The organism is Runella sp. R0.1_18 (genome assembly GCF_057652155.1).
Genome location: NZ_JBYFCK010000059.1, coordinates 1 through 2945, shown reverse-complemented (window position 1 = coordinate 2945; position 2945 = coordinate 1). Strand labels below are relative to the sequence as shown.

Below are 2945 nucleotides of genomic sequence, written 5' to 3'. Positions count from 1 at the left end.
GTATTTATCGAATAGCCCTACCAAACAGGCCAGTTTGAAGGTGCTCAAAGTAAAATAATAGCCCTAAAATAGGTTGAAGAAAAGGAGTAAGTGATGGTATATACCATTGTTTACTCCTTTCTTTTTGTACTTTACTATTTTTGGAAGTGTTAGAGGGTGCTTTGTAAGTATTTGATATAGAGTTTATTGTGAATTGTCCACCCCCTTTGTCCACCCCCTAAAATAGCTATTTTGAAAGCAGCATATCTATTTTGTAGGAGTGTTGGAGACCTACTCGTTGAGGAACACTGATTAAGCTATAAATCTTATTCTTATAAAACTCATTTCATGAAAATTTCTATGTGTCGTTTATTACTGTTGTTACTGGGGGTGATGCCAATGTTGTCGTGGGGACAAACGTATTGGACTGCCGCTACCAGTCGTGATTGGAATGAAGCGACGAACTGGTCTCCGAGTGGAGTTCCGACCGCGATCAGCAATGTATTTATTCAAAATTTTTCAGCTGCAAATTCACCCATTATCAAAGCAGGGACTTCGGCGGTGGCGAACAGTGTGCAAGTAAATGTCGGGGTTGTACTGACGATTGAAGCGGGAGGTAGTTTGACTATTGATGGACAGACGTCGCTTGTCCCAGCAGCGCTGGTGAACACAGGCACGATTGAAAACAGTGGTATTATTCGCGTTGAACCGGCAGCAAATACGACAGTTAACTATGGGCTATATATGCAAGGTACGGCACAGAACGTCGCAAAATTTATTAACAAATCAGGCGGGGAAATACGCATTGATGGAACGAGTACTTCGGGTATGTTTATTCAATCCAATTCTCTTTTTTCCAATGAAGATAAAGGGAAGGTAGTTATTGGAGAAAATAAAATGATAGGGGGGCAAGGGGTATCCAATTTGGGCAGTTTAGAGAACAAAAATGGGGGAGAAATCTACATCTACCAATTTACAAGTTCGGGAGTTTATGTTAGTGAGGGGAGCTCCAGTTCTACCAATGCTGGCAAAGTAGTAATTTCTGGAACTGGTACATCCACATATGGAGTAGATAATGCAGGGGGGTTTACTAACCAGTCAGGAGGCGAAATTTACATTGATGGAATTAAAAATGTCGCCTTAAATAATAATGGAAACACCTTTACTAACGATGGGAAGGTAATGATAGGAGCCAGTAGTGCCACAATCGCTGGAACTGGGGTTTCTAATAGGAATTATGGTGTTATAAATAATAATGGGGAAATTCATATTGATCAATTTTCTAACTACGGACTCTGGAACTTCGCGGATTTTACCAATCAAGGTAAGGTGGTAATAGGAGCAAATAGTAACACGTTAGGGAGGTATGGGCTTGTGAACACTACCAGTCTTCTCCCTGATGGAACTGTGATTATAAATACTTTCGTGAATAAGTCAGGGGGCGAAATATCCATTGACCGAATCTCGGATAATGGATTAGATAATGGCTTCGATGCTATATTTACGAATGAGGGAAGCATAAAGATTGGGGCTAATGGTTTATCAGGAACAAATGCTTTGATAAACAGGAGTACTACTTTCAACAACAATACAGGAGGGAAAATTTTTCTTGACCGAAGTAGTTCTATCGCACTAAAAAATTTTTCTTCGAGTACGTTCAACAATGCGGGGAAGATTGTCATTGGAGCCAATAGTGACGTAGGAACCGATGGCGTCAATAATAGTGTTGGTTCCACTTTTAATAACAATTTGTGTGGTGAATTACGAGTAATGAGGGGTAGATTGTGGAACGAGAACCGAAGCCCCCTGATAAACAAGGGACTGATTTACGTGGTAAATTCATTGACTATTCAAGGTTCATTTACGAACGAAGGGGTGCTTAGTTATGGGTCGCTTACAGGGTCAGTGACGAATACCTCTGCTACTTCGGTCATTGTCAACAATTCCCCGACTACGCCCATTTTCAGTTACGGAGGTACGTACAGTGGCGCTATCAATATTTTCACGGATGAAGCGGCGACTCAATCGGCGGGTACTTTTAGCTTGCCGAATAATTTTACTCCTTCGGCGTCATTTTCAACGGGTACTCGAACATTTTATGCGAAAATCACTCCTAGTCAAGGAGGATGTAGCTTTGTAGTGCCTTTTAGCTATTTAGTCTGTAACAGTACCCTTACAGCGGGGGCAACGACCAACCCTAGCACGTGCGGAGGAAGCCAAGGAAGTATTGTTTTTAGCACGACCAATTTGCCAAATGGGGATAATTATGTGCTGAGTTTTACGACGAGTTCGACCACGAGCAGCCCTAAGAGTTTCAATGTCAGGGGGAATAATTTTACCTTGAGTGGGCTTACGGCGGGTGATTATAGTAATTTTTCGCTTTCGGCGTTGGGCTGTAGCATTTCGCAAGCTACGTCTAAGGTATTGGTTGACCCTCCACTGCCGACGGTGGCGATTGTTAGCAATAATAGCCCTATTTGTGCGGGGAAAGACGCTGTTTTTACTGTCAACGGAACCAGTGGCGCCACGCTGACCTATGCAATAACAGGGCTTGATAATGATCAGACGCTGCTTCTAAATGGAACCAACCAGCTTGTGACGTTTAACAATGCCGTTACGGATGTTATCTTTTCCCCAATCAGTGTAAGCAAGAATAACTGTTTAGTGTTGATAGTAGATCCAAGCAAAGTGACGGTGAATCCTTTACCAACGGCGACAATTTCGGGCACGACAGCAGTGTGCCAAAATAGTGCAAGACCCAAAATTACGTTTACGGGAGCAAACGGGACAGCGCCTTACACGTTTACGTATAGCTTAAAGGGGACAGAAAAAACGGTGACAACGGAGAGTGGTAATAGTGTGAGTGTGGAAGTTCCAACCAATGAAATAGGGACGTTTGAGTATAGTTTGGTCAGCGTGAAAGACGCCTCGACGACGGTGTGTAGTCAGGCTCAAACTGGCAGCGC

General features: G+C 42.9%; 1 protein-coding gene. It reads left to right on the top strand.

Annotated features, from left to right (window positions below):
• Nucleotides 1-327: 327 nt before the first annotated feature.
• The coding region (locus AC23P2_RS30960; protein ID WP_487776769.1) for a hypothetical protein at nt 328-2945 on the top strand (2618 nt) is incomplete at its 3' end.